The following is a 22,054-nucleotide window of genomic DNA, read 5'->3' as shown; positions in this document are numbered from 1 at the left end:
TCCCCCACAACAAGGATGAGATGCATGGCTCGAACCCCGCAGTCCGTATCCGCCACCCCCACCGACGGCGGCGACCTGACCCGGCTCGTCACCCGCCACCAGCCCCTCCTGGAACGGGCCCGGACCGCCCTCCGCACTCGGGAACACTGGTCGCCGTACCCGGAGGACCCGAGAGCCTACGGCCCGGAGGCCGAGGCCGCCGGCGAGGCCGCCTTCCGGGCCCTCCTCGGCCGCCCCTTCGAACTGGGCCAGCCGGGCCGGGACGGCACCGTCGGACCGGCACCGGCCGAGGGCGGCGAGCGTTCCCCGTACGGCTTCGAACTCGGCATCTCCTACCCGCACACGGACCCCGACACCCTGCTGCCCGCGATGGCGGCCGCGCTGCCCGCCTGGCGGGACGCGGGCCCCGAGGTCCGGGCGGCGGTCTGCGCGGAGATCCTCCACCGGATCAACGCCCGCAGCGTGGAGTTCGCCCTGGCCGCCACGCACACCAGCGGCCACAACCCCGTGATGGCCTTCCACGCGGGGGCCGTGCACGCCCAGGACCGGGGCCTGGAGGCCGTCGCCATGGCCCTGGCCGAGCAGACCCGGCTGCCCGCCCGGGCCCGCTGGCGCAAGCCGCAGGGCGACCACGTCGTCGACATCGGCAAGACGTTCACGCCCGTGCCGCTCGGGATCTCCCTGGTGGTCGCCAACAGCGTCTTCCCGACGTGGAACGGCTACCCCGGCCTGTTCGCCTCGCTGGCCACCGGAAACCCCGTCCTCGTCAAACCCCATCCGGCCGCCGTCCTGCCGCTCGCGCTCACCGTCCGGATCGCCCGCGAGACGCTCGCCGACACCGGTTTCTCCCCGGACCTGGTGTGCCTCGCCGTCGAACGGCCCGGCGAGGAGGCGGCCCGCACCCTGGCCGTCCGCCCCGAGATCCGCCTCGTCGACCACTCCGGCACCACCGCGTTCGGCGCGTGGCTGGTCGAACACGCCCGCCAGGCCCGTGTCTTCACCTCCGGGTCCGCCGTCAACACCCTGGTCGTCCACTCCACCGGCGACTACCGGGACATGCTCGCCAACCTCGCCTTCTCCGTCTCCCTCTACAGCGGGCAGCTCTGCACCAGCCCGCAGAACCTCCTGATCCCCCGCGCCGGCATCTCCACCGACGAGGGCCACAAGAGCTTCGAACAGGTCGTCGCCGACCTCGGCGAGGCCCTCGGCACCCTCCTCTCCGACGACAACGACGCCGCCGCCGTGCTCGGCGCGCTCCTCGGCCCCGCCGTCAGCGAGCGGGTGGACCTCGCCCAGGCCGGAAAGCTCGGCCACGTCGCCGTACCCTCCCGCGCTGTACACCACCCCGACCACCCCGAGGCCGACATCCGCACGCCGGTGGTCGTCGCACTCGACGCCGCCCGCGAAGCCGACCGGGCCACCCTGCTCACCGAGTGGCTCGGCCCCGTCTGCTTCGCCGTCGCCGTGGACTCGGTGGACGAGGCGCTCGCGCTGCTCGCCCGCACCACCCGGGAGTGCGGCGCCCTCTCCGCCGGCCTGTACTCCACCGACCGCGAGGTGGAGCGGGCCATGGTGGCGGTCTGCGCCGACGTGGGCGTGATGCTCTCGGTCAACCTGATGGGCGACTGGTACATCTCCCAGTCGGCCGTCTACTCCGACCTGCACGCCACCGGCCTCAACCCGGCCGGCAACGCGGTCTACTGCGACACCGACTTCGTGGCCGGACGGTTCCGGACCGTGGGAGTGCGCCGGTACGGCGGTGCGGTGTGAGTACGGCACTCGCCCAGGGCACCCCGCTGCGCGGACGGGACCCCGAACTGGAACGAATACGGGAGATCCTGGAACACGGCCGGGGCACCGGCAGCGCCCTGCTCGCCATCGAGGGCATGCCCGGCATCGGCAAGACCCGGCTCCTCCAGGAGGCCGCCCTCCTCGCCGAGCGGCTCGGCTACGACGTCAACCCCGGTCGCCACACGGGCGGTTACGCCCGCTGCCCGCGCCCCTCGGGCCCGCGCCTGGTGATCCTGGACGGCACCGGGCCGCTCCCGCGGCAACGCCGGCACCCCGCCGCCGGACCGACGGGCACCCCCGGGGGCCGCCGGCCCGGCCTTCACGGCGGCCCCGCCCGTACCGCGGTGCCGGCCGGCCGGCACGGCGACCGCGCCCGCACGGTGTGGCTGCTCGCCCACCGGCCCGGAGAGGGCATGGCCGCACCCGCCGCCGCCCTCCTCGGGGGCGAGCCGCGCGGGCGCAGCGAACGGCTGACCCTGGGCCCCCTGGGCGCCTCGGACGCGCTGCGGCTCGCCCAGGACGTGCTCGGCGCCGACCCCTCGCCCGCCCTGGCGCGGCTCGTGGACCAGGCCGGCGGGCATCCGCGCCTGCTCATCGACCTGCTGACCGGGCTGCGGGAGGAGGGCGGCGTACGGATCGCGGCCGGTGAGGCGGAGCTGCTGAGCCGGCGGCTGCCGGAACGGGTGGCGCTGCGGGTGCGGTCCACCCTGGAGCGGTACTCCGGCTCCTGCCGTCAGCTCCTGTGCGTGGCGGCCGTCCTCGGCGACGAGGTCGTCTACGAGGAACTCGCGCTGATGATGCGGACCTCGGTCTCCGCCCTGCTGCCGGTCCTGGAGGAGGTGCGGGCCACCGGCGTCGTCCGCGACCGGGGCGGCCGGGCCGTCTTCCACAGCCCGCTGCTGCGCCGGCTCCTCGCCGACTCCTTGCCGGACACGGTGCGCGCGGCCCTGGAGCGGGAGGCGCAGTCCCTGCGCACGGCGCGGGCCGCGAAGCGCCGGCCGGAGGCGGTCCCGGCTCAGCCGGCCCCGCACGCGCCGGAGCGCACCGGGCTCACCGAGACCCAGCGGGCCCTGGTCGGGCTGGTCGCCGACGGCCTGACCAACCAGCAGATCGGACGGCGGCTCGCGCTGTCCCCGCACACCGTCAACTACCACCTCAGGAAGCTGTTCAAGCGGTACGGGGTGAGCTCGCGGATCGACCTGCTCCAGGCCGTCTCGGGCACCCGCTGACCACCACCGCCTCCTGACTCCGCCTTCTGTTCCGTCACCGCTTCTCCTGGGAGACCCCTTCCTGTGAACGACATCGTCCTGTCCTCGGCCTGGCCCCGGTACGGCGTCCCCGCCCCCGAACGGCGCACCCCCTGGCTGCGCGACGCGCTCGCCGCCGAACCCGACGACGGCCGCACCCCGCCGCTCGCGGGCGAGCTCGACTGCGACGTCTGCGTCGTGGGCGGCGGTTTCACCGGCCTGTGGACCGCCCTGGAGATCCTGCGCCGCGCGCCCGGCACCGACGTCGTCCTCATCGAGGCCGACATCTGCGGCGGCGGGGCCAGCGGCGCCAACGCGGGCTACCTGATGCCGATGTGGGCCCGGTTCAGCAGCCTGCTCGCCCTCGGCGGCCCCGAGGAGGCCCGCCGGATCGGCGAGGCGTCCGCCCAGGCCGTGGAGGACATCCTGGCCTTCGCGGACGAGCACGGCATCGACATCGAGTACCGCCGGGGTCCGTGGATGTGGGCCGCCTCCTCACCGGCGCAGCGCGGCTCCTGGCAGTCGACCCTGGAGGACCTGCACCGGGCCGGGATCGAACCGCTGCGGCAGATCAGCGCGGCCGAGGCCCGCTCAGCCATCGGCACCCGCAGCCACTACGGTGCGGTGCTCGACCCGGGCTGCGCCACGCTCCAGCCGGCCAAGCTGGCCCGGGGGCTGCGCCGGGTGGCCCTGGACGCCGGGATCCGCATCCACGAGCGGACCCCGCTGACCGCCCTGCGCACCGAGCCGGGTGGCCGCACCCGCGCGTACACGACGTACGGCAGTGTCCGCGCCGATCAGGTGGTCCTCGCCATCAACGCCTGGGCCGGGCAGCTGGAGGACCTGGGGCGCCGCATGGTCACCGTCGCCAGCGACACCGTCCTCACCCGGCCCGTGCCCGAGGCACTCGCCGAGCTCGGCTGGACCGACGCGACCTCGGTCTGCGACTCCCGGCGCCGGCTGAACTACTACCGCACCACGCCCGACGGACGCCTGCTGTTCGGCAAGGGCGGCGCCGGTGTGGCGTACGGGCACCACGGCCCGTCGACGCTGTGGGGGCAGCCGCTGCGGCCGGGCGAGCTGCGCGGGCAGCTGACCCGCATCCTGCCGGGCCTCGCCTCGGCCCCCGTCGACGCGGCCTGGACGGCCCCGGTCGAGTACTCGGTGACCTCACTGCCCTTCGCGGGCCGGCTGAAGTCCGTCCCCGGGGCCAGTTACGCCACCGGCTACTCCGGCGACGGCGTCGGCCCCTCGCGCCTGATGGCGAAGGTCCTCGCCTCCATGGTCCTGGGCGTCGACGACGAGTGGTCCCGGTCGGCCTTCACCCGGCACCTCTCGGCGTGGATCCCGAGCGAGCCCCTCCGCTACCCCGGCTCGCTCCTCGCCCTGCCGGCACTGCGAGCGGTGGAGCGCCGCGAGGACTCCGGCCGGACGGTACCGCCGCTGCTGAAGCGGCTGGTGTCGGTGGACCCGTCGATGTTCCGCCGCTGAACGAACGGGCCGCCCAGGCCGTCCGCCGCCCCCGCGACGCCGGTGTCGACGACGCGGGGATCGACGACGCGGGGATCGACGACGCGGGGACCGTCCACGGTGATCAGGGCGTGGCGCGGTCCGAGGCACGCCGCCCCGCGGCCGGTCCGACGCTCGAAGAGGACGTACGGGGCTCGCGCGTTCTCCGCTCGTCGGTACGGGCTCTCAGCCTGCGGACGCACGTCGGGTGGTCGCTCGCCGGGCGGGTTGTCGCCGGGCCCTTCGGTGTCCTCGGCCTCGGGGACCACTCGGTCTGCGCGAGCGGGGAGACGGGGGCCTGGCCCGCGCAGTCCGTCAGGGGCGTTCCGTTGTAGAGGCCGGCGTCGGCCACGCCGTTAGTGACGCTGCGCAGGTAGTAGCCGCAGGTGGGGCGGTTCTTGAAGTCGAAGGTGGTGCCGGGCCTCAGCCGCCAGATCTTGAAGCCGGTGTACGTCAGCGGCTTTCGTTCGACGGTCTGCTCCGGCTGGTGGTCGGCGAGCACGACGTAGGCGTCCTTGCCGTACTGCGTCGCCATGCCGTTGCGGTCGAGGTACAGCGAGCCGCCGCCCTCCTCCACCCCGACGCCCCAGGCGGCGCCACCCGGTGCCAGGCCGTCCTTCACGGCGCGGGCGAGGAAGGACATGGTGCGGCCCATGCGGTCGCGCGACACGAAGTGGGAGTCGTTGACGACCGCTCCGTAGTGCGCCCATGCGAACATGCCGGTCGTGAAGCTGACGTACCGGTGGTAGGGGTTGGCGAGCGCCTCGGCGCTGGTGACGCTGCCGGCGCAGGCGTCGTAGACGATCGGGCTGTTGATGTGGTGGCCCGCGCTGCCGCCGCCGGAACCTCCGCCCTTGGCGACGACCGCCTCGACGGAAGCCTCCAGTGCGGTGCCCTTCCAGGCGGCGTACCGGCACTGGTCGCCGCCGGCGAAGTAGACGAACTCGGCGTTGCGGACGTCGGCGTTCATCCGGCTGTTGTTGCCGTCGCTCGCTGACGTCAGCGTCCACGTCGTGCACGAGTTGATCCCGGCCAGGCCCGTGATCGTGTCGCACTCCGGGGTCCTGCTGCCCGAAGTCGGCGCCGACCCGGCCAGGACGACCACGTCGAGCGTTCCGGTGCCGCCGCGTATCTCGTCGACGGCCCTGCTCATCGAGGCCGTCACGACACCGCCCGCGCCGTTCATCGTGAACGCCGGACCGTTCCACGTGCCGCGGCTGACGTCGGACGCGCTGCCGAGGCGGATCCGGTCGGCCGCCGCCTGCGCCGGCTGATGCGCCATCAGCACCGAGGCGAGCGCGGCGAGGACGACGGCGGCTGCCGAGGAGACCTTGAGGGAACGGTGTGTCATCTGCACTCCAGGAGGGGTGGACGCGGTGCCGCGGGCCGAGGAAGCGTCGCCCACGGGGTTGGTAGCGGAACATACAAGTAACGGCCCCGGTGGGGAAGATGTAAGGCCGACAGGGCTCCCCTCCTGGCCCCAGGGCGCCGTTGAGGCGTGAGAAAACGCCCGAAGTGGTCGATCTGCAGACCGCAGTACCTCGTTACGTGAACGTAATGAGTCTTACATCTAGCCACCTGAAGGGTTTATCTGTAATTTCGCTGCCGTGTCTGACGGTCAGATGACGTCGGCAGAGACCACCGAGAGGTTCCAGGCGATGAACGCTCCCATCCCGCGCCCCGCGGCAGCCGCCGTCGCGGCGGTCATGCTCCTGTCCCTGTCCGCCTGCGGCGACGACGAGCCCCCAGCCCCCGCGGGGAAGGTCGTCATCAGCGGCGCGGAGGTCGTGAAGGACCAGAAGCTGCACGACCTGCTCCCCGACGAGATCAAGAAGGCCGGTCGGGTGCGCGTCGCGACGGACGTCCCGTACCCGCCCTTCGAGATGTACGTGAAGGAGGGGGAGACCGAGCTGACCGGCCTGGACTACGACCTCGGCCAGGCCCTCGGCGCCAAGCTCGGCGTCACCTTCGCCTTCTCGCCGCAGAAGTTCGACGGCATCGTCCCGGCCCTCCAGGCGGGCAAGTTCGACGTGGCCATGTCGGCCATCACGGACAACAAGGAGCGGCAGAAGGTCGTCGACTTCGTCGACTACTCCCGGTCCGGGTCCGGCATCCTCGTCGGCGACGGCAACCCGGCGAAGGTGACCACCCTCGACGACCTGTGCGGACGGAAGGTCGCCGTCCAGGCCGCGACCAACCAGCTCGACCTGCTGAAGTCCCACCAGGCCGCCTGCTCCGGCGCGGGCAAGGGAAAGATCGACATCCAGACCTTCCCCAAGGACTCCGACGCACAGCTCGCCCTGCGCTCCGGGAAGGTCGTCGCCCAGGTGCTGACCAAGCCGGCGGCCGGGTGGGTGGCCAAGACGGCCGACGGCGGCACCGCCTTCGACCTCGTCGAGGACCCCGCCGCACCGGGCGGCTACAACGCCTCGCCCAACGGCATCGCGGTCAGCAAGCGGCTGCCCGAGCTGACGGACGCGATCCAGAAGGCGCTGCAGTCCCTCATCGACGACGGCACCCTGCTCAAGATCTACGACAAGTACGGCGTCCCGTCGATCGCCGTGAAGGAAGCCACCAGGAACGCGGCGGTGGACTAGAGATGCCCAGCACCCTCAAGGTTCCGCGGAACACCACCGCCCCCGACCCGTCGCTCATGGGGCAGCTCGAGATCGTCCCCGTCCGCAACTACGGGCGCTGGATCGCGGCCGTCGCCTCGGTCCTCGCCCTCGTCGGCCTGACCGGCTCCCTCGCCAAGAACGACAACCTGCGCTGGGACGTCGTCGGTGACCACCTCTTCGCCGACCTGATCTTCGACGGTCTCGCGACCACCCTCTGGCTGACCGCCGCCGCCATGCTGCTCGGTCTGGCGCTCGGCACGCTGATCGCCGTCATGCGGCTCTCGTCGAGCCCTGTGCTGTACGGGCTCGCCACCGCCTTCGTCTGGGTCTTCCGCGGCACCCCGCTGCTCGTACAGATCATCTTCTGGGGCTACGCCGCCGCGCTCTACGCGTACGTCAAGATCGGCATCCCCTTCACCGACATCACCTTCTTCCAGGCCGAGACGAACGCCCTGCTGACCCCGGCCGTCGCCGCCCTCCTCGCCCTCGGCCTGAACGAGGCGGCCTACGCCTCCGAGATCGTCCGCGCCGGCATCCAGTCCGTCGACCCCGGCCAGACCGAGGCCGCGCACTCGCTCGGCATGCGGCCCGCGCTCACCATGCGCCGGATCGTGCTGCCCCAGGCCATGCGCGTGATCATCCCGCCCATGGGCAACGAGACCATCAACATGCTGAAGATGACCGCCCTCGTCTCGGTCATCTCCGCCCACGACCTGATGTCGAACATCCAGGACGTGTACGCCCAGAACTACCAGGTCATCCCCATGCTGGTCGTCGCCAGCATCTGGTACCTGGCCCTCGTCACCCTCCTCGGCCTGCCCCAGGCCTGGCTGGAACGGCGCTACGGCCGCGGGACCACCCGGGCCGGACACGTCTCGCCCTTCCGGCGCCTGCTCGGCGGAACGGCGGAGCGGTTCGGCAGGAACAGCAAGGAGCAGAAGCGATGAGCACCCCCATGGTGCGCGCCGAAGGCGTACGCAAGCACTTCGGAAGACTCGACGTGCTGAAGGGCATCGACCTCACGGTCGAGCGCGGCCAGGTCTGCTGCCTCCTCGGCCCCTCCGGCTCCGGCAAGTCCACCTTCCTGCGCTGCATCAACCACCTGGAGAAGGTCGACGGCGGCCGGCTCACCGTCGACGGCGAGCTCGTCGGCTACCGGCAGCAGGGCAACAGGCTCCACGAGCTGCGTGAACGCGAAGTCGCCGCACGGCGCCGGGACATCGGCATGGTCTTCCAGCGCTTCAACCTGTTCCCGCACCTGACCGCCCTGGAGAACGTCACCGAGGCGCCCGTCAAGGTCGGCGGCGTCTCCAAGGCCGACGCCCGGGAACACGCCCACGCCCTGCTCGAACGGGTCGGACTCGGCGACCGTGCCCACCACTACCCCGCCGAGCTGTCCGGCGGCCAGCAGCAGCGCGTCGCGATCGCCCGCGCGCTCGCCATGAAGCCCAAGCTGATGCTCTTCGACGAGCCGACCTCCGCGCTGGACCCCGAGCTCGTCGGAGACGTCCTGGACGTCATGCGGCAGCTCGCCGCCGACGGCATGACCATGGTCGTCGTCACCCACGAGATCGGTTTCGCCCGCGAGGTCGGCGACACCGCCGTCTTCATGGACGAGGGCGTCGTCGTGGAGGCGGGCGACCCCCGCCAGGTGCTCGCCGACCCGCGGGAGGAGCGCACCCGCGCCTTCCTGTCCAAGGTCCTGTGAGCGCCCCCACCCGCCGGCAGGAGAGGATCGACGACCTCCTGGACCTGGCCCGCGCCCGCCGCGGCGGTTACCTGCGCGACCTGGAGGAGCTCGTCTCCCTCGACTCCGGCTCCCACAGCGCCGACGGCGTCAACCGGGTCGCCGACTGGGTCGAGCGCAGGCTCGAACGGCTCGGGTTCACCGTGGAGCGCGTCCGTCTCCCGTCGACGCCCGACGGAGACCGGACCGGTGACGCCCTCGTCGGGCGGCGGCGCGGCGGGCTGCCCGAGTCGGCCGGAGGCCGCAGGATCCTCCTCGCCGGCCACATGGACACCGTCTTCGAGGACGGCACCGCGGCCGCCCGCCCCTTCCGGGTCGACGGCTCCAGGGCGTACGGCCCCGGCGTCAGCGACGACAAGGGCGGCCTGCTCGCGGGACTCACGGCCCTGGAGATCCTCGGTGAACTCGGCGTCGACGCGTACGACGAACTGGTCCTCCTCGCCACCCCCGACGAGGAGATCGGCTCACCCGCCAGCCGGTCGCTGATCGAGCAGACGGCCGCAGGCGCGCACTTCGGGCTCGGCCTCGAATGTGCCCGGGAGAACGGCGACCTCGTCATCGCGCGCAAGGGCGTCGCGGACTTCCGCCTCACCGTCACCGGTCGGGCGGCCCACGCCGGGATCGAACCCGAGCGTGGTGCCAACGCCGCCCTCGCCGCCGCCCACCTCACCGTCGCCCTCCAGGCCCTCAACGGCCACTGGGACGACGTGACGGTCAACGTCGGTGTCGTCAGGGCCGGGACCCGCGCCAACATCGTCTGCCCCCGCGCGGAACTGCGCATCGAGGTGCGCGCCGCGACGACGGCCGACATCCGGCGCGTCACCCGGGCCATCCGGGAAGCCGCCGGCCGGCCCGGCGTCCCCGGCGTCACCGTCGAGGTCGAGCGACTCGACCTGTGCCCGCCGATGGAGGACACCCCCGCCTCCCGGCGGATGTTCGACCACGTGCGCCACGTGGCCCGAGCGGTCGGCATCGGACTGGGCGCCGCCGCCACCGGAGGCGTGGGGGACGCGAACCTCATCGCCGGCACGGGAATCCCCGTCCTCGACGGCCTGGGCCCGGTCGGAGGAGCCGACCACACCCCCCAGGAGTGGCTCGACGTCGCCAGCGTCCCGCAGCGCGTCGCCCTCCTCGCCGACCTGATCGCCTCGCTGGGCAAGGCCGGCACCACCTGAACGCGACCGCCGCCGGTCCCTGCTCCGGGTCGCCCCGGGAAGGCCCCCGAGCCGGACCGGCACGGGCCCCTTCCGGGGCGCCCCGGGCAAGCCCCTGAGCCGGTCCCGCAGGGGACCCCGGCCCCCGCACGCCCCACACGAAAGCCCCACCCCCCCGTCCCTCAACGGAGGCACCATGCGCGTCCCTTCCGTACCCGTACCCGTACCCGTCCCCGTACCCGTAGCCGCACGCCGCACCGCGCTCGCCTGCGCCCTCGCCGTGTCCCTCCTCTCCGTCTCGCCCTCCGCCCTCGCCGACGCCCCCACGGCCCGGACCGCGGCGGGATCCCTCGTACTGATCGGCGGAGCCCTCGAGGAGGACAACGCCCGGGTCTACGGCGAGATCATCAAGAGGGCCGGCGGCCGGGACGCCCGCATCGGCGTCATCACGGCCGCTTCCGTACCCGAGAGCCAGGACCCGCACGCCGACGACCCCGAGCGGTGCAGCAACTCCGCCTGCAACGGCGCCTATTACGCCGACGTCTTCGAGCGGCACGGTGCCGCGGACGCCCAGTGGATCCCCCTCGACCTCGACCACGTCGCCAACGCCGACTCCGACGCCGTCGTCGCGCAGGTCGAGTCCATGACCGGCTTCTTCTTCGGCGGAGGCGACCAGTACCGCTACGTCACCACCCTGCTGCGCGGTGACGCGCACCGGGACTCCAAGGTCCTCGCCGCCATCCGCGCCAAGCTCGCCCGGGGCGCCGTCGTCGCCGGGTCCTCCGCGGGCGCCCAGATCGCCTCCGGCCCCGACATGGTCAGCGGGGGAGAGTCCTACGACGCACTCAGGGACGGCAGCGCACCCGGCTACTTCGACGACCCCACGCGCCTCGGCTACCTCCCCGAGGGCGGCTTCGGCTTCCTCGGGTCCGGGCTCATCGACACCCACACCGGTGCCTACGGACGCGAGGGCCGTGCGCTGCGCCTCGCCGCCGACACCGGCCACGACCGCGTCTACGCCCTGGAGGAGAACACCGCCCTCGTCGTCGACCGGCCCGGCAGCGACCGCGAACACCTCGGCGTCCTCGGGCCGAACGGCGTCGCCGTCCTGGACCCGAGGGACGCCCGCGCGCACGACTCCGCGGACGGCTGGTCCCTCCGCCGGGCCCGGTACAGCTACCTCACGGACGGAGACCGGTACGACGCGCGCAGCTGGACGCCGCGCGTCCACCCGTCGAAGCAGCCGCTGAGCCCCGTCGGCACGACGCCCGTCCCCGTCAACAGCGACGTCTTCCACTCGGCGGCGAACCCCGACGGGACCCCCTACGCCTTCCGGAGCACCGCGCGCGCCCTCGCGTCGACGCGGGCGCAGAACAGCGCGACCGCGACCACGTACGAGTCCGGGCCGCGGTTCGCGGTGACGTTCACCAAGGGGCGGGGATTCGCCGCCTTCACCGGCGACGGCGCGGACGTCCGCACGCTCCTCTCGCTGCGCGTCGACATCGCGCCGCGCTGATCGGCCGCGTGAGGCGGAGCCGGCGCCGCTCGGGGGGCCGGCTCCTCGTGCGCGCGATCCCCCTCACAGGAGGCCGGTGCGCCGCGCGATCCCCCTCACAGGAGGCCGGTGCGCCGCGCGATCCTCTCCGCCTCCTTCATGCGCTCGTGGCCGCTGCCGCCGATCCGGTCGAGGACGGCGGCGACGAGCGCTTCGACGACCGCCAGGGCCGGAACGAGGCTGTCGTAGGGGGAGTCGGAGGAGACCTGGGTGATGAGGACGACGTCCGCGTGGGCGGCGGCGGGGGAGAGCCACGGGTCGGTGAAGACGACGACCTTGCCGCCCCGCTCCCGGGCCAGTTCGGCGATCAGCGTCTTGTCGGTCTCGTAACGCCGGTAGTCGAAGAGCACGGTGACGTCGCGTCGGCCGAGCTGCGTGAGGAAGGAGGTCCGTTCCACGTCCTTGTGCGGAAGGAAGCTCACCTGGTCCCGGAACTGCATCAAGTGCAGGCCGAGGTACTCGGCGAGCAGATGTGTGAACCGGCCTCCTGCCACGTGCACGCGGCGCCGGGGGTCGGAGAGGAGGCTCACCGCGTCCCCGAACTCGTGCGCGGCCACCTCGTCGAAGGTCTGGGCGACGGCCTGCCGCACGAGCGACGAGCGCTCGCCGAGGCGGGTGGCGGCCGCGTCCCGCGCGTCCTCCGTCCGCTCGTGCCGCGGCGTCTCCGCGGCCGCGTAGAGCGTGATCGGCGAGGCGTTGCGCGCGTCGAGCTCGGAGCGGAGGGCGGCCTGGAGATCGGGGAAGCCCCGGTAGCCCAGCCGGGAGGCACATCTCAGCACCGTGGGTGCCGACACACCGGCCCGTTCCGCGATCGTGGCGACCGTCTCGAAGACCGCGGCCGGATAACCCGCGAGCAGCACCCGCGCGACCTTGCGCTCCGCCGGGCTCAGTTCTCCGAGCCGGCTGCGGATCTCGTCGGCCAGCGTGGGACCCATGGCTTTCCCCTCCGCGCGTGGGATCACCGAGACGGACGGAACGGTGTCCGTCGAGGCCGCGTCCTCCGGCTTGCCACGTTTCAGATCAGTCGGTTTCAGGGACCGAATGTACCGCCTATTACGGAAGCTGCCCAGTCCCTCCCGAGCCCCCTCCCTCCTGCGCCCGGTCCCTCCTGAGGAGGGGTCGTGAGGGCCGGTCCGAGCCCGGCCCTCACGACCCCTCGTCCTCGTCGTCCCCACGGGTGGGGCGGGCGAGGGGAATGCGGGTCTGGCCCTCGATCGGCGCGGGGGTGCGCTCGCCGAGCCGCTCCTCCAACTGCCGCAGCCTGGTACGGGTCTCCTCAGGCGTCATGTCTCCCCCCGTCACCGCTGTCCCGCGCCGGGGCACAGGAAGGTGTCGTCGGTCATGCTCGTCTCCTTCGCGGTCGCGTTCGCCGTGTGCCGCCCTCGCCTACCCCCTCCGGCACGAGCCACCGCGCCCCCGGGTCGCGTGCGCACGGACCTCCGTCGTGCCGGTGCGACACCCGGCCCTCCTTCCGCGAGGCCGTGGGCCGGACGGGGGATGGCCGGCGGCTGAGGGGGCACACGGTGCACCAGGGCTCGCACCCAGGCGGCCGGGTACGCCATCGGCGGCGCACACGTGGGCGGGCGGACGACGGCAGGTGACGACAGGACGCAGGGAGCGCAGTGATGAAAGTCCGCTCGTGGCCGATCCGACCGGACCTCCGGCTCACCGCCCACGCGGTGGCCGGCCGCTACCGGCTCGACGAACTGCTGGGCCGCGGCGGCGCCGCCGACGTGTACGAGGGAGTGGACCTGCGCCTGCGGCGGCCGGTCGCCGTGAAGGTCTTCCGCCCGGACGGTGCCGCCGACACCGAGGAGCGGTTCGACACCGAGGGCCGGCTGCTGGCCCAGCTGCAGCACCCCGGCCTGATCACCGTGTACGACTGCGGCCGGGACGACGGAACGCCCTACCTGGTGATGGAGCTGGTCAGGGGCACGACGCTGCGCCGGCGGATCGCCGCGGCCACGCTGTCGCCCGCCGAAGCGTGCCGGATCGGAGCCGCGCTCGCCTCGGCGCTGGCCCATGTGCACCGGGCCGGGGTCGTCCACCGCGACGTCAAGCCCGCCAACATCCTGCTGGACGAGACGGGCGCCCCCCGCCTGACGGACTTCGGGATCTCCCGGCTGCTCGGCACCACCGCCCAGACCGCGACGGGCGCCCTGGTGGGCACCGCCGCCTACATGGCCCCGGAGCAGGTGCTGGGGCGGGGAGCCGGGCCGGCAGCGGACATCTACAGCCTGGGACTGGTCCTCATCGAGTCGATCAAGGGTGAACTGGAGTACGACGGGGCGCCGCTGGAGGCGGCGGTCGCCCGTCTGCACCGTTCCCCGGTCATACCGCAGGACATACCGTCGGCGGTCGTCGAACTGCTGGAAGCCATGACCGACGCGGACGAGAGCCGCCGGCCGGACGCCCGCGCCTGTGGGCGCGCCCTGGCCGCCCTGGCATCGGAGGATCCCGCGGCGACGGCCGACGCGCCCGCGGGGTCCTCCGTGCCCGCGGCCGCGCCCGGGAGCGGCGAGAACGGCGCCGACGAGCGACGCGACGCGGACACGCTGAGGTCGCCGGGGACGGGCGCGGCGGCGGGGGCGGCCGGCGGCGAGGCCGCCGTCCCCGCCCGGGGCGGGCCGGAGGCCGCACGGCCGTCTTCCGGCCGGTCCGCCGCACGCCGGGCCGGCCGGCTCCTGGTGACCGCCGGCGCGGCACTGACCGTCCTCGGCGTCGGACTGGCCGGTTCGGTGGGCGGGCCGACCGCCGAGGCGGAGAACGCCGAGTCCGTTCCGTCCCGCCCGGCCGCGACCGAGCCGGCCTCCCCGGCCGCCTCGCCCGCTCCGCCGGCCGGCGCCGCCCCCGTCTCCGCGCCCGCGCCGCGGTCCCCCTCGTACGCCGGGGAACGGCCCGCCGGCTCCGAGGACACGGCCGCCGACAGCGGGACGCCGTCGGCTTCCGGCGTCTCGGAGCGGCAGCGCGGCCGTGCGACCGTCCCGCGGACGGCCGGGCCGGCCCCCGAGAAGGGCGAGGCGCGGCAGGGGAAGCCGAAGCCGGGCAAGGGCAGGCACGCGCGGTGACACCGCCGCGGCTCCCGGCGTCCACGCCCCCTGACGGGGCACCAGACGGCCGACGCGCCGGTGATCCGCCCGGACCGGTGGCGGCCGGGCGGCGGCAGGCCCAGAAGGGAGCGGTGCTGTCATGACGACCGATGCACCCGTGAGCGGCTCACCGCCCGGTCGGCGCGAGCACGGGGCGTACGCCAGGGCCATGGCCCGTACACCGGTCGCCGTCTGGGAGGACGACCTCACCGACTGGGCGGCGGCGCTGACGTACTACGCGGTGCTGGCCGTCTTCCCGGCCCTGCTGGTGATGCTCTTCTCCATCGCCCTGCTCGGCACCGACACCCCCGAAGAGGTCGTCGTGCAACTGTCCGCCTTCGTGCCGGAGGCGGCCCGGCCGGTCCTCGCCCAGGCCCTGACCAGCCCTCAGGACGGCGCGTCGGTGCGCCGGCTGCTGCTCCTGGTCACCGCAGGCGCCGCGCTGTGGTCCGCCTCCAGCTACCTGGCGGTCTTCCGGCGCGCGCTGCACGCGATGTACGGGGTCGCCGACTGCCGCCCGGCGTGGCGGACCTTCCCCGCCACCGTGCTCAGGGCGTTGACCGTGCTCGCGCTGCTGGTCAGCGGGGTGCTGACGCTGACGGCCGCCGAGCGGGTCGCCCGCGCCATCGGCCGGGGCACGGGAACGGACCACCAGGCCGCCCTCGTCTGGGCGGGCCTGAAGTGGCCGCTGCTGTTCGCGGTGGTCGTCGCCCTGGTCCTGCTCCTCTTCCGGTCCGGGCCGCCGGAGACCCGCGGAGTGCGGCAGACGCTGCCCGGCGGAACGCTGGCGGTGCTGCTGTGGCTGCTGGCGTCGGCGGGCTTCGCCTTCTACGCGTCGCACGTCGCGACGTACAACCGCCTCTACGGCTCCCTGGCGGGCGTGGTGGCCTTCCTGGTCTGGCTGTGGGTCTCCCACGTCGTGCTCCTCGCGGGCGCTCAGTTCAACGCCGAACTGGCGCGGGACGGAAGGAACGCGGACCGGGACCCGTGCTCTCCGCCGTGAGAGCCGCCTTCGCCCGTCCGGGGCCGTGACGTGAGCTTTCCCGGGTAGAGGGGCCCCGAGGGAGGGACCGGCATGGGTGAGTTTCTGATCGGTACGTGTTCATGGACGGACAAGGCGCTGGTGGCCAGCGGCTGGTATCCGCCCGGGCGGCGTGACCCGGAGGGGAGGCTGCGGCACTACGCCGAACGCTTCTCCGTCGTCGAGGTCGACGCCGGCTACTACGCTCTTCCCAGCGTGCGCAACAGCCTCCTGTGGAACGAACGCACTCCACCGGGCTTCCGGTTCGACGTCAAGGCGTTCTCCCTCCTGACCGGCCACCCGACCCGCACGGCCGCCCTGCCCGCCGACCTGCGCGGCCACGCCCTCGGCGACCCGGAGCTGCTCGACGAGGTCTGGCACCGTTTCGGCGCCGCGCTGCGGCCCCTGCGCGAGTCCGGCCGGCTGGGCGCCGTACTGTTCCAGTTCCCGCCGTGGTTCGCTCCCGGCGCGCGGGCGGAGACCGTGCTCCAGGCCACCAGGAAACGGGCGCACGACTGGCCGATGGCCGTGGAGTTCCGCCATCCCGACTGGTGGCGCGAGGACCGGCGGGAGCGCACCGCCGCCCTGTTGAGGGACCTGGACGCCACCGCGGTGGCCGTCGACACGGTCCAGGGGCTGCCCGGCTCGATGCCCGCCGTCACACCCGTCACGTCGTCGAGCCTCGCCGTGGTCCGCTTCCACGGCCGGAGCCCCGCCTGGGGCACCGGAAGCAAGGAGGACCGCTTCCGCCATGCCTACACACGGGAGGAACTGGCCGACTGGCTGCCGCGCCTGCGCCTTCTGGCGGACCGGACCGAGCAGTTGCACGTCCTGTTCAACAACTGCTGCGGTGACGCCGCGGTACGCGCCGCCGAGACGCTCCGCGACCTGCTGGAAGGTTCCTGAACGCGGGCCGGGCGGCCGGTCCGTCTCAGGACGTGCCGCTCCACCCGGTGGTCGGGGAGTAGACGTCGAGCAGGTCCACCACGAAGACGAGGGTCGAGTGTGCCGGGATCAGGGGCGAGGGCGACTCCTTGCCGTAGCCCAGGCGCGGGGGAACGACGATCTCGCGCCGGCCGCCGACCCTCATCCCCCGCACGCCCCGGTCCATGCCCTTGATGACCCGGCCGCCGCCCAGGGCGAACTTGAACGGCTCGCCGCGGTCCCAGGAAGCGTCGAACTGCGTCCCGGACGCGAACGTCACCCCGACGTAGTGCACCCGGACCACCATGCCGGGCCTTGCCTCGGGCCCGTCGCCGACGACCAGGTCGCGGACGGTCAGCTCACCGGGAGCGGCACCCTTCGGCACGTCGACCTCGGGCTTCGTCTGCTCACCCATCACAGCCTCATCACTCTCACCGGCACCCCGCACGGACCGGCCGGACGCACGGACTCTTACGGCAGCCTATGCCCACGCGGCCGGGGCAGCGGGGTCAGGCCTCCTTGGCGACGGGGCCGCCGGTCGGGGCCTCGGCGTTGCGGCGGGTCTTGGCCCAGCCGTTGCGGCCGCTGATCATCCGGCCGACGGCCCGCCAGGAGACGACGTAGAGGAAGAGCAGGTAGAAGGGGTAGGCCAGGCCCCAGCCCAGGGAACGCCAGAAGCCGGCGTCCGGTTCGCACTTGCGCCGGTAGAGGGGTCCCCAGATGACGAACTGGCCGAGCGCCATGGCCACGTACAGGACGATGCCGCGCCAGCCCCCGTCGGCGAGGTAGGCGGCCGCGGCCTCGGGGTGGCGGGCGTAGGAGACCGCGAGGGCGATCATCGGGATGGGGTAGAGGAGCGCGCCGATGAGCTGGAGCCAGGGCTGGCTGAGGAAGAAGGAGAGTTCGAGGAAGCCGATGTTGGGGATCCTGTTGCTGCGCCAGATCGCCGGGATGTAGCCGAAGCACTGCATGACGCCCTGGGCCCAGCGGGTGCGCTGGGTGAGGAAGCGCTTGGTGTCGAAGAGGGCTTCCTGCTCGACGTAGGTGTCGGCGCAGAAGGAGTTGATCCAGCCGGCCAGCATGAGGTGGATGCCGAGTTCGAAGTCCTCCAGGAGCCGCCCGGTCCAGGGGCGGCCGCGCTCGGAGTCGAGGTCGTCGAGCGCGGACATGCGGACGAACTGGCCGTTGCCGCCGAGGCACACCGTGCGGGAGGTCTTGCGGGCGTGCTGGAGCGCGGCGACGGGAGCGCGGAACTCCAGGTCCTGCATGCGGATGAGGAGCCGGCTGTAGAAGTTGCCGAGGGCGCCCTTGTCGCGGGCGGGCCGCGGGTCCTCGCGGTTCATCATCCGCACCTCGATCTGGACGCCGCCGATCTCCGAGCGTCCGAAGAAGCGGCGGGCGGCGACGTGGTCGAGGCAGCCCGGCGCGGGGCGGCCGTCGGCGTCGAAGACGCCGACGATGACGCGGTGGCGGTCGGTGCCGGGCGGAAGCGTCGCGCTGAGCATGTCGTACGCGGCGTTGAGGGCCTCGCCCTTGCCGAGGCGGGCGTTCGGGCGCCGGCGCTGGACCAGGTGGACCCCCGGGTCCCGGGTGGCGGCCCGGCGCACGATGTCCCCGGTGCGGTCCTCGGAGTCGTCGTCGATGACCCAGATGTGGGCTTCGGGGCAGGAGGCCCGCAGATAGGCCAGGGTGTCGCCGATGACGGCTTCCTCGTCGCGGCAGGGCACGAACAGGTGCCACCGGTAGTCGCCGGCCTTCCCCTGACGCCGCTTGCGGCGCAGGAGCAGCGGCAGGACCAGCCCGATGAGGTAGAGCGGGAAGAACACGCTCAGGATGAGGCTGAAGTCGGCCAGCAGACCCAGCAGGCCGGAGGGCTCGGAGGACGTCACGGGCGGTTCCTGGTTCGAGGCGGGGGAGCGGGGGGCGGGCGCGGAGCCGGTCCGGCCGGCGCGTACGGCGGACGGACCGGCCGGGCCGGGTCAGCCCTTGGCTGCCTTGATGCGGGCGGAGCGCACCATCAGCACGCCGCCGAGCACCAGGGCGACGGCCAGGAGGGTCGTCACGACCCCCGGTGTCCCGCCCGTCACGGCGAGCTGGCCTCCGCCGATGACCACTCCGGCGCCCACGGCGCCCTTTCCTGCCGACCCGTACACGGGTCCTCCTTTCGTCGGGGAGCCGCGCCGAGCGCTGCGGCGCGGCTCCGGTGGTCGCCGTCGCGCGGTCGGCGCGCCGGCTGCTGCGGGCTCAGTGGCCGTTCGCGGTGCCCGGCAGGGGCGTGCCGTCCGCGAGGGCCGTCGCGAGGGCGTGGATCCGCGCGGAGGCGGTGCCGTCGCCGTACGGGGAGGCGGTGTCCCGCAGGCGGTCGTACGCGTCGGGGCGGGCGAGCTCGGCGCGGGCGGCGTCCAGGAGCGGGGTTCCGGGCTCGACGAGCCGGCTGAAGCCGGCGGTGACGGCCTCGGGGCGTTCGGTGCTGGTGCGGACGACGAGCAGCGGCTTCTTGAGCACGGTGGCCTCTTCCTGGACGCCGCCCGAGTCGGAGACGAGCAGCCGCGCGCGGTCGGCGAGGGCCAGGAAGGTGGGGTGGTCGACGGGTTCGGTCACGTCGAGCCGGTCCAGCAGGTGCTCCAGGCCGAACTGCTTGGCCTTGGCGCGGGTCCTCGGGTGCAGGGGCATCACGACGCGTTCGCCGAGGCCGGCCAGTGCGGTGAGCAGCGCCCGGAGGCGTTCGGGGCGGTCGGTGTTCTCGGGACGGTGGACGGTCGCGAGGACGAACGGCCCGTCGACGCCGTGCTCGCGGGCGATGCGGTCGCGGTCCGCGGGGTCCGGCAGGGACATGAGGGTGGCTTCGACGACCGTGTTGCCGGTGACGCGGATCCGCTCGGGCGCCGTCCCGGCCGCGCGGAGGTTGGCGGCGGCCTGCTCGGTGGCGGCGCAGTGCACGTCGGCGAGGACGCCGACGACGAGCCGGTTGATCTCCTCGGGCATGCCGCGGTCTCCCGAGCGCAGCCCCGCCTCGACGTGGACGACGGGTATGCCGCAGTAGTGCGCGGCCTGCGCTCCGGCGGAGGTGCTGTTGGTGTCGCCCTGGACGACGACCACGCGCGGCGGGTCCTCGACGAAGGCGCGGGCCAGTTCCGCCGTCAGCCGGCCGATCTGCGCCCCGCGTCCCCATGGCCCGGTGGCGCCGTCGAGCAGCAGATGCGGGTGCGGCAGACCGAAGTTGGCGAAGAACGTGCCGGACAGGGCGCTGTCGTAGTGCTGGCCGGTGTGCACGACCCGGGCCCGCTCGCCGAGGAGCCGGATGAGGGGCGCCAGCTTGATGATCTCCGGACGGGTGCCGAGCACCACGGCCACGTCGCGTCTGCCGGAGGGGGTTTCACTCATGTTCTGGTCCTGCCGCGCACACCCGAGCGACCGGAGCACGTGCGCGCGGCCTGGTACCCGGAGCCGTACGTGGTCGACGCGACAGCCGTACACAGCGTATGAGCCATCAGTTGGCCGAAAATGCCACTCCCCGCACTTGTGATCGAATTGTGTTCAACCCGAGGAGATTCGGTGCCTCACGCCCGGAAAGTCCCTTGCGTGCCGCCTGAGTGACACGGGGCCACTCTCCCGCCCCTCGCCCTCCCGGCCGTTCACAGGTCGTCGGCCGCCCGGACCCGGTGCAGGTGGATCAGGATGTCGTAGGCCCGGCCGAGGGCGAGGGTGGGCGGCGGGTCGGGGGTGAACGTCGACCCGGCGTCGTAGACCGGCCGGGCCCGGTCCAGCCAGGCGCGGGCCGGGGCGGGTGCGGTCCGCAGGTCGAGGTAGAAGTCCCGGTGTCCGACCCGGTCCAGGGTGTGCTCGTTCGTTCCGGGGGCTGCCGGCGGCACCGTGACCGGCTTCCAGTCCCCGCCGAGGGAAGCGTCCTTGGTGAGGAAGGAGCCGCCGGCGAAGGCGAAGCCGACGGCGGCGTAGTCGCGGCCCAGCCGCTCGCGCAGCACCGCCCCCTGGGTCCGCGGGTACATGTCCGGATGAGTGGACCGATATCCGACGTGGCCGTTGTGGGCGGACAGCAGCATCTTGTGACCGGTGTGGCGGTGCCACCACAGCACGTTGTCGGCCATGGCCTGGTCACGCAGGCGCTCGGCGGCGGTGACGGACGCCGGGTCGGTGAGGTCGACGGTCGCGAAGGCGAAGGTCTGCGCGATGTTCCGGGCGTGCTGCACCGTCCACGCGTAGGCGTCACCGTCCGCCGCCCGGTGCCCGGCGACCAGGTCCAGCGCCTCCTGGGCACGAGCGGCGTTCGCCTCGCGTTCCGCGACCGGCTTGCGCAGATAGGCGAAGACGTCGTCGAAGGGACGCAGCCCCCGGTACAGCTCGGTGAGCCGGGGCAGGACCTCCGGCCGGTTCTCCCGGACGGACTCCAGGACGCGCTCGAAGACGGCGTCCCCGAGCTTCGGCGCCCCGAGGTCGTCCCCCACGAAGTGGACCCGGTGGCCGGGATGGCGGCGGTTGTGTTCGCGCATCCAGCCGATCAGACTGACGAACTCCTCGCGCTCCCAGGGCGATCCGCCGAGGGCCTCCCGCGCGACGCGCCGCGGGTCGCCCGGGCCGCCCTGCACGTACTCGTCGATCCGCAGCCCGGCCGACCAGCTCATCTCCAGCGCGAAGGCGGTGAAGCCGCGCTCCTCGACGAGGTACCGGAAGACGCGCTCCTTCATGGTGAAGAACTCGTGCGAGCCGTGCGTGGCCTCTCCCAGGCCCACCACCTTCGCGTCCCCCAGCATGCTGCCGAGCGCCCGGAGGTCCGCCGTCCGGCCGCCGGGTTCGGTCGAGCGCAGCGGGTGCGCGGTCCGTTCCAGCGCGCGGACGACGGCCTGTTCCCGGCCCGCGGCGGCGGAGCCGTCCGCGACGGCCGACGCGGCGCGTGCGGCTCCGGCAGCCCGGGCGACCGGAGCCGTCGACGCCGCCGTGACGGCGACGGCCGTGGCGGCGATCACTCCCGTGAGGACGGCCGGCCACCGCCGGCCGGTGGCTGTCCCGTACGCGCGCATGCTGATCACTCCTGGTGGGTGGTGGTTCCGAGCCGATGAAGCGATCTTCGCGTGCCGCGGCGCGGATCGCGCTGGGGCGGCCCACCGGCTCGCCCGAGGGGACGTCCCCGGGGCGGCCCGGGGGACAGCCCCCGTGCCGGGGGGTTCGCGCCGGCACGGCGCGTAGAGGTCGCGTCAAGAGGACCGCCCACGGCGTCAGGAGGGCGTCAACGGAGACGGAACGCGGCCGGGAAGGCTGTTTCCTCGTCTCGTCCGAGAATCCGTCCTTCTTCCCGTCAGGAGCTCACGATGGCCGATCTGGCCTTCGTCGTCACCACGGTCGCGCTCTTCGCGCTGGTCGCCCTCGTCGCCAGGGGGGTGGCG

Annotated in this window: 19 protein-coding genes; 11 read left to right on the top strand and 8 right to left on the bottom strand. The window is 73.5% G+C overall.

What is annotated here, in order from left to right:
- Positions 1 to 24: 24 nt before the first annotated feature.
- From paaN to ABD954_RS04020, 3 genes are all read left to right on the top strand, one after another.
- Complete coding sequence (gene paaN / locus ABD954_RS04030) at positions 25 to 1,770, top strand: phenylacetic acid degradation protein PaaN (RefSeq protein ID WP_345484355.1); 1,746 nt, start codon at positions 25 to 27, stop codon at positions 1,768 to 1,770.
- Entirely contained in the window at positions 1,767 to 3,020 is a 1,254-nt protein-coding gene (locus tag ABD954_RS04025; RefSeq protein WP_345484354.1) for a helix-turn-helix transcriptional regulator, read from the top strand. Before paaN ends, ABD954_RS04025 begins: the two co-directional genes overlap by 4 nt.
- 63 nt (positions 3,021 to 3,083) lie before the next feature.
- Entirely contained in the window at positions 3,084 to 4,529 is a 1,446-nt protein-coding gene (locus tag ABD954_RS04020) for an NAD(P)/FAD-dependent oxidoreductase (RefSeq protein WP_345484353.1), read from the top strand.
- Positions 4,530 to 4,632: 103 nt separating this feature from the next.
- Here ABD954_RS04020 and ABD954_RS04015 read toward each other — a convergent pair whose 3' ends face one another.
- On the bottom strand, positions 4,633 to 5,898 hold the full coding sequence (locus ABD954_RS04015; protein WP_345484352.1) for a hypothetical protein: 1,266 nt from the start codon (positions 5,896 to 5,898) through the stop codon (positions 4,633 to 4,635).
- A gap of 307 nt (positions 5,899 to 6,205) precedes the next feature.
- Here ABD954_RS04015 and ABD954_RS04010 point away from each other — a divergent pair, with 307 nt between their 5' ends.
- From ABD954_RS04010 to ABD954_RS03990, 5 genes are all read left to right on the top strand, one after another.
- Positions 6,206 to 7,144 carry an ABC transporter substrate-binding protein gene (locus ABD954_RS04010; protein ID WP_345484351.1) on the top strand — a complete coding sequence of 313 codons (939 nt, stop codon included), beginning with the start codon at positions 6,206 to 6,208 and terminating at the stop codon, positions 7,142 to 7,144.
- 2 nt (positions 7,145 to 7,146) lie between these two features.
- Positions 7,147 to 8,112, top strand: coding sequence for an amino acid ABC transporter permease (locus ABD954_RS04005; protein ID WP_345484350.1), 966 nt, complete (start codon positions 7,147 to 7,149; stop codon positions 8,110 to 8,112).
- Positions 8,109 to 8,873 carry an amino acid ABC transporter ATP-binding protein gene (locus ABD954_RS04000; protein WP_345484349.1) on the top strand — a complete coding sequence of 255 codons (765 nt, stop codon included), beginning with the start codon at positions 8,109 to 8,111 and terminating at the stop codon, positions 8,871 to 8,873. The genes ABD954_RS04005 and ABD954_RS04000 overlap by 4 nt, the downstream gene beginning before the upstream one ends.
- Positions 8,870 to 10,087, top strand: a complete 1,218-nt coding sequence (locus ABD954_RS03995; protein ID WP_345484348.1) for a M20 family metallopeptidase — start codon at positions 8,870 to 8,872, stop codon at positions 10,085 to 10,087. The genes ABD954_RS04000 and ABD954_RS03995 overlap by 4 nt, the downstream gene beginning before the upstream one ends.
- 175 nt (positions 10,088 to 10,262) lie before the next feature.
- Positions 10,263 to 11,582 carry a cyanophycinase gene (locus ABD954_RS03990; protein ID WP_345484347.1) on the top strand — a complete coding sequence of 440 codons (1,320 nt, stop codon included), beginning with the start codon at positions 10,263 to 10,265 and terminating at the stop codon, positions 11,580 to 11,582.
- 95 nt (positions 11,583 to 11,677) lie between these two features.
- Here the strand turns inward: ABD954_RS03990 and ABD954_RS03985 are convergent, their stop codons facing one another.
- Together ABD954_RS03985 and ABD954_RS03980 are read right to left on the bottom strand one after the other, a co-directional pair.
- On the bottom strand, positions 11,678 to 12,556 hold the full coding sequence (locus ABD954_RS03985) for a MurR/RpiR family transcriptional regulator (protein ID WP_345484346.1): 879 nt from the start codon (positions 12,554 to 12,556) through the stop codon (positions 11,678 to 11,680).
- Positions 12,557 to 12,767: 211 nt separating this feature from the next.
- Complete coding sequence (locus ABD954_RS03980) at positions 12,768 to 12,908, bottom strand: hypothetical protein (protein ID WP_345484345.1); 141 nt, start codon at positions 12,906 to 12,908, stop codon at positions 12,768 to 12,770.
- A 338-nt stretch (positions 12,909 to 13,246) separates the two neighbouring features.
- Between ABD954_RS03980 and ABD954_RS03975 the strand changes: the two genes are divergently transcribed.
- From ABD954_RS03975 to ABD954_RS03965, 3 genes are all read left to right on the top strand, one after another.
- The gene (locus ABD954_RS03975) at positions 13,247 to 14,689 is read left to right on the top strand and encodes a serine/threonine-protein kinase (protein WP_345484344.1); all 1,443 of its coding nucleotides are present in this window, start codon (positions 13,247 to 13,249) and stop codon (positions 14,687 to 14,689) included.
- 121 nt (positions 14,690 to 14,810) lie between these two features.
- Positions 14,811 to 15,713 (top strand): YihY/virulence factor BrkB family protein, encoded by a 903-nt coding sequence (locus ABD954_RS03970; protein ID WP_345484343.1) that lies wholly within the window; start codon positions 14,811 to 14,813, stop codon positions 15,711 to 15,713.
- 72 nt (positions 15,714 to 15,785) lie between these two features.
- Complete coding sequence (locus tag ABD954_RS03965) at positions 15,786 to 16,637, top strand: DUF72 domain-containing protein (protein WP_345484342.1); 852 nt, start codon at positions 15,786 to 15,788, stop codon at positions 16,635 to 16,637.
- Between the two features lie 25 nt (positions 16,638 to 16,662).
- Here ABD954_RS03965 and ABD954_RS03960 read toward each other — a convergent pair whose 3' ends face one another.
- The 5 genes from ABD954_RS03960 to ABD954_RS03940 all read right to left on the bottom strand — a co-directional run bounded on the left by ABD954_RS03960 (position 16,663) and on the right by ABD954_RS03940 (position 21,691).
- A complete protein-coding gene (locus tag ABD954_RS03960) occupies positions 16,663 to 17,070 on the bottom strand; it encodes an FKBP-type peptidyl-prolyl cis-trans isomerase (RefSeq protein ID WP_345484341.1) in 408 nt (135 codons plus the stop codon).
- Positions 17,071 to 17,164: 94 nt separating this feature from the next.
- Positions 17,165 to 18,544 (bottom strand): XrtP-associated glycosyltransferase, encoded by a 1,380-nt coding sequence (locus tag ABD954_RS03955; RefSeq protein WP_345484340.1) that lies wholly within the window; start codon positions 18,542 to 18,544, stop codon positions 17,165 to 17,167.
- 90 nt (positions 18,545 to 18,634) lie between these two features.
- Complete coding sequence (locus tag ABD954_RS03950; RefSeq protein WP_345484339.1) at positions 18,635 to 18,808, bottom strand: hypothetical protein; 174 nt, start codon at positions 18,806 to 18,808, stop codon at positions 18,635 to 18,637.
- Between the two features lie 91 nt (positions 18,809 to 18,899).
- Positions 18,900 to 20,039 carry a non-hydrolyzing UDP-N-acetylglucosamine 2-epimerase gene (wecB, locus tag ABD954_RS03945; RefSeq protein WP_345484338.1) on the bottom strand — a complete coding sequence of 380 codons (1,140 nt, stop codon included), beginning with the start codon at positions 20,037 to 20,039 and terminating at the stop codon, positions 18,900 to 18,902.
- Between the two features lie 251 nt (positions 20,040 to 20,290).
- Positions 20,291 to 21,691, bottom strand: a complete 1,401-nt coding sequence (locus ABD954_RS03940) for an erythromycin esterase family protein (protein WP_345484337.1) — start codon at positions 21,689 to 21,691, stop codon at positions 20,291 to 20,293.
- Between the last annotated feature and the right edge of the window lie 363 nt (positions 21,692 to 22,054).

It is taken from the genome of Streptomyces roseoviridis, assembly GCF_039535235.1.
GTDB classification, from domain to species: domain Bacteria; phylum Actinomycetota; class Actinomycetes; order Streptomycetales; family Streptomycetaceae; genus Streptomyces; species Streptomyces roseoviridis.
The sequence above is the reverse complement of the archived record's forward strand: the minus strand, read 5'-3'. Positions and strand labels throughout refer to the sequence as shown.

What these genes read in the sequence shown, in the direction of transcription:
- paaN (WP_345484355.1), top strand. Translation starts at nt 25, where the DNA reads ATGGCTCGAACCCCGCAGTCCGTATCCGCCACCCCCACCGACGGCGGC.
- ABD954_RS04015 (WP_345484352.1), bottom strand. Translation starts at nt 5,898, where the DNA reads ATGACACACCGTTCCCTCAAGGTCTCCTCGGCAGCCGCCGTCGTCCTC.
- ABD954_RS04010 (WP_345484351.1), top strand. Translation starts at nt 6,206, where the DNA reads ATGAACGCTCCCATCCCGCGCCCCGCGGCAGCCGCCGTCGCGGCGGTC.
- ABD954_RS04005 (WP_345484350.1), top strand. Translation starts at nt 7,147, where the DNA reads ATGCCCAGCACCCTCAAGGTTCCGCGGAACACCACCGCCCCCGACCCG.
- ABD954_RS04000 (WP_345484349.1), top strand. Translation starts at nt 8,109, where the DNA reads ATGAGCACCCCCATGGTGCGCGCCGAAGGCGTACGCAAGCACTTCGGA.
- ABD954_RS03990 (WP_345484347.1), top strand. Translation starts at nt 10,263, where the DNA reads ATGCGCGTCCCTTCCGTACCCGTACCCGTACCCGTCCCCGTACCCGTA.
- ABD954_RS03985 (WP_345484346.1), bottom strand. Translation starts at nt 12,556, where the DNA reads ATGGGTCCCACGCTGGCCGACGAGATCCGCAGCCGGCTCGGAGAACTG.
- ABD954_RS03980 (WP_345484345.1), bottom strand. Translation starts at nt 12,908, where the DNA reads ATGACGCCTGAGGAGACCCGTACCAGGCTGCGGCAGTTGGAGGAGCGG.
- ABD954_RS03975 (WP_345484344.1), top strand. Translation starts at nt 13,247, where the DNA reads ATGAAAGTCCGCTCGTGGCCGATCCGACCGGACCTCCGGCTCACCGCC.
- ABD954_RS03970 (WP_345484343.1), top strand. Translation starts at nt 14,811, where the DNA reads ATGACGACCGATGCACCCGTGAGCGGCTCACCGCCCGGTCGGCGCGAG.
- ABD954_RS03965 (WP_345484342.1), top strand. Translation starts at nt 15,786, where the DNA reads ATGGGTGAGTTTCTGATCGGTACGTGTTCATGGACGGACAAGGCGCTG.
- ABD954_RS03960 (WP_345484341.1), bottom strand. Translation starts at nt 17,070, where the DNA reads ATGGGTGAGCAGACGAAGCCCGAGGTCGACGTGCCGAAGGGTGCCGCT.
- wecB (WP_345484338.1), bottom strand. Translation starts at nt 20,039, where the DNA reads ATGAGTGAAACCCCCTCCGGCAGACGCGACGTGGCCGTGGTGCTCGGC.
- ABD954_RS03940 (WP_345484337.1), bottom strand. Translation starts at nt 21,691, where the DNA reads ATGCGCGCGTACGGGACAGCCACCGGCCGGCGGTGGCCGGCCGTCCTC.